The 3,580-nt window shown below is 58.9% G+C and carries 3 protein-coding genes; 2 read left to right on the forward strand and 1 reads right to left on the reverse strand.

Annotated features, from left to right (window positions below; genetic code table 11):
• Positions 1 to 596: 596 nt before the first annotated feature.
• Together WCA53_RS28920 and WCA53_RS28925 are read left to right on the forward strand one after the other, a co-directional pair.
• Positions 597 to 803: a cold-shock protein gene (locus tag WCA53_RS28920; protein WP_035497884.1), complete on the forward strand. Its 207-nt coding sequence runs from the start codon at positions 597 to 599 to the stop codon at positions 801 to 803.
• Positions 804 to 1,099: 296 nt separating this feature from the next.
• The gene (locus tag WCA53_RS28925; protein WP_423919161.1) at positions 1,100 to 2,062 is read left to right on the forward strand and encodes a substrate-binding domain-containing protein; all 963 of its coding nucleotides are present in this window, start codon (positions 1,100 to 1,102) and stop codon (positions 2,060 to 2,062) included.
• 88 nt (positions 2,063 to 2,150) lie between these two features.
• On the opposite strand, the gene icd is transcribed toward WCA53_RS28925, so the two are convergent.
• Positions 2,151 to 3,404: an NADP-dependent isocitrate dehydrogenase gene (gene icd, locus WCA53_RS28930; protein ID WP_423919164.1), complete on the reverse strand. Its 1,254-nt coding sequence runs from the start codon at positions 3,402 to 3,404 to the stop codon at positions 2,151 to 2,153.
• Positions 3,405 to 3,580: the final 176 nt, after the last annotated feature.

Here is a 3,580-nt window from a genome sequence, read left to right on the forward strand (position 1 = left end):
GTGCCATCCTGCTTGTTGGGATTGATCGCCATACGCCCATTCTAAACAACTCGGACAGGCTCGCCACCTCGCCAAAACTCCGTTCGCCAAGCTAAGCGAAACAGAGTCGCCGCATACTTCGCGCAACCTGTCGCGTCTGAATTCCGCCAGCCCGAAAAGCAGGGCTAACCCTCTTTAAACACCGTTGAATCCAGTATCGCACAGCTCTCGAAAAAACAATTGTCTGGTCGGTCGCAGAGCGCTCCTGGCCCAAGGCCCGGAACCGCATGCGGGATGGTTCTACCGCTGTGATGCCAACCGTGCACCGTATCTGGGTCGATTATGCGACTTTTCAAGATGGCGCGCTTGGACGGCGGGACAAGCGGAAAGCGGGATTAACCCTAGCGCTGCGCGGCTTTACAACGCCTTTACGCCCATCTCAAAATTTTCTTGACACTTGATTTAAGAGATTAAACAATCAAATTGGCACTTTTTTCCGAGTGAGGTTTGGGCGAAGGAAGGCCATGGTGAGCTTGTGAGAGGGGGGGCGGTGCACGGTGGGATCGCCAAGCTTTTCGAGCGTGCTCGTGGTAGCTATACGAGTAAGAGGGGAAGTGATGTCAACTGGTACGGTCAAATGGTTCAACGACGCGAAAGGCTACGGATTCATCACGCCAGATGAGGGCGGCGAGGATCTGTTCGCCCATTTCTCGGCGATTCAGATGAATGGTTTCAAGACGCTCAAGGAAGGCCAGAAGGTCAGCTTTGAGATTGTCCAGGGACCCAAGGGCAAGCAAGCATCGAACATCCAGGAATCGGCCTGACCGTTCGACTGCGCACTGTCCTCAAGACCCGGCCGCGTGCCGGGTTTTTTGTGTGCCGGGTTGTTCGTCGGCAGGCCGCTTGGCCGAAGCAATATGCTTTGCTCGCGCAATTGCAACGAATCCCGTCGGCGTCGGGCGTTGGACCCGTCGACTGCCTCACTACGGTGTCCGATGAACCGCCTGGCATGGCGAACAGCGATATTTCGACGCGTGATCTCACGCGTCACACAGTTGCGCTATCCTTCATCGCTCGCGTGCGGGCTCCCTTCGATTTGGCGCAAAAGGAAAGTAAGTCAATGGTACAGAGGATCCGCCGCCGCATGCTGGTTGCTGGTGCGCTGGCAGCGGCCGGGTTGACGGGCCCCAAGGGTGTCAACGCAATGCCGGACGGCAGATTGACGATCGCAGTCGTGCTGAAGTCCCGCGCGGACCCGTATTTCCTTGCCATGGCGCGTGGCGCGCAGAACTATCAGACGCACTATGCATCGCAGTTTGACCTGACCGTTCGGGGAACCGCAACGGCAATCGACACCCCCGCCCAGATTCGCATCGTCGACGAGCTGATCGACGCCCGGACTAGCGCAATCGTGCTCGCACCTATCGATTCGAAAGCGCTGATCCCCGTGGTGGCGCGCGCAATTGCCGCGGGCGTCATCGTGATCGCGATCGACAATCCTCTCGACGAGATGTCCCAGGATGCCGCCGGCATTTCCGTACCGTACGTGGGCCCGGACAACCGCAAAGGCGCCCGGTTGGTCGGGAACTATCTGGCCGCGAGGCTCAAGCCGGGCAATGAAGTCGGGATCCTCGAAGGCCTATCCACCGACCGCAACGCGCAGCAGCGCACGGCGGGTTACCAGGATGCGATGTACGCCGCGGGCATGAAAGTCGTCGCAATACGCTCGGGCGAGTGGGATTACGGCAAAGGCAAAGTGGCTGCATCGGCCATGCTCGGCGAACATCCCTGGATTCAGGCGCTCTTGTGCGGCAACGACAACATGGCCGTGGGGGCAGTCGACGCTGTTCGCGACGCGCGAAGGACGGGCCGCATCTTCGTCACGGGCTACGACAACGTGGACACGATAAAAACGCTGATCTACGACGGCCGGATCGTCGCGACCATGGATCAGTTTGCCGAAAGGCAGGCCGTGTTTGGGGTCGACATCGCGCTAAAGGCGCTCGTCGAAAGAACGAAGCAGCAGAACTTGTCGCGCATCATCGAGACGCCATTGCAACTGGTCACGAACGGCGGACATTGAACGGCCTGCTGCTTCAGTTGCAAAAAAACCCAGAGTTTCAAAGGCTCTGGGTTTTTTGCCGGATTTCTCCGGATGACGCTGGACCTGCCTACATATTCTCGATCATCACCTGACCGAAGCCCGAGCAGGAAACCTGCGTCGCGCCTTCCATCAAACGCGCGAAGTCATACGTCACGCGCTTCTGCAGGATCGATTTTTCCATCGACTTGATGATCACGTCAGCGGCTTCAGCCCAGCCCAGGTGACGCAGCATCATTTCTGCCGACAGGATTTCCGAACCCGGATTCACATAGTCCTTGCCCGCGTACTTCGGCGCCGTGCCATGCGTGGCTTCGAACATGGCGACCGAGTCAGACATGTTCGCGCCCGGAGCGATACCGATGCCGCCAACCTGTGCCGCCAGCGCGTCCGAAACGTAGTCGCCGTTCAGGTTCAGCGTCGCGATCACGTCATATTCGGCGGGGCGCAACAAGATCTGCTGCAGGAATGCATCGGCGATCACGTCCTTCAGCACGATGTCGCCGCCCTTCGGGTTCTTGATCTTCATCCACGGGCCACCGTCGATGAGTTCAGCAGCGAACTCCTTCTGCGCCAGCGCGTAGCCGAAGTCACGGAATGCACCTTCCGTGTACTTCATGATGTTGCCCTTGTGCACCAGCGTGACCGAGCTGCGGTTGTGGTCGATGGCATATTGAATCGCCTTGCGAACGAGGCGCTCCGTGCCTTCGCGCGACACCGGCTTGATACCGATACCCGATGTTTCCGGGAAGCGGATCTTCTTCACGCCCATTTCTTCGCGCAGGAATTTGATGAGCTTCTTCGCTTCTTCCGACTCAGCCGCCCATTCGATGCCGGCGTAGATGTCTTCCGAGTTCTCGCGGAAGATGATCATGTTGGTCTTTTCCGGCTCGCGCACCGGCGACGGCACGCCCTTGAAATACTGCACCGGGCGCAGGCAGACGTACAGGTCGAGTTGCTGGCGCAGCGCCACGTTCAGCGAACGAATGCCCCCGCCGACCGGCGTGGTGAGCGGACCCTTGATCGAGACGACGTATTCCTTCAGCACGTCCAGCGTTTCTTCGGGAAGCCACACGTCGGGACCGTAGACCTTGGTCGCCTTCTCGCCCGCGTAGATTTCCATCCAGTGAATCTTCTTCTTGCCCGCATACGCCTTCTGCACGGCTGCGTCGACGACCTTGATCATCACCGGGGTGATGTCGAGACCGGTGCCATCGCCTTCGATGTAAGGGATGATCGGCTGGTCGGAAACGTTGAGCGAGTAATCCGCGTTTACGGTGATCTTGTCACCGCCCGTCGGAACCTTGATGTGCTGATACGGCATGGTCGACTCCAAAGATGGCTAGGCTGGTAAAACCAGAAAAAGCGTATGGGAATGCGAGCTAAAACGGAGATGCGAACGATGTGGGCCCGGGCCGAAACCGGCATTGCCGGCGCGCGCTCGCGGCGGTCAGAAGGCTATTCTAGCCCACGCCCTCAAGCCTCTGCGCGGGCTAGTCC

Origin of the sequence: Caballeronia sp. (assembly GCF_049581465.1) — a bacterium.
In the GTDB taxonomy this organism is placed as follows: Bacteria; Pseudomonadota; Gammaproteobacteria; order Burkholderiales; family Burkholderiaceae; genus Caballeronia.

Bases quoted from the DNA above. Each gene is read 5' to 3' on its own strand.
- icd (WP_423919164.1), bottom strand. From the start codon at position 3,404: ATGCCGTATCAGCACATCAAGGTTCCGACGGGCGGTGACAAGATCACC.
- WCA53_RS28920 (WP_035497884.1), top strand. From the start codon at position 597: ATGTCAACTGGTACGGTCAAATGGTTCAACGACGCGAAAGGCTACGGA.
- WCA53_RS28925 (WP_423919161.1), top strand. From the start codon at position 1,100: ATGGTACAGAGGATCCGCCGCCGCATGCTGGTTGCTGGTGCGCTGGCA.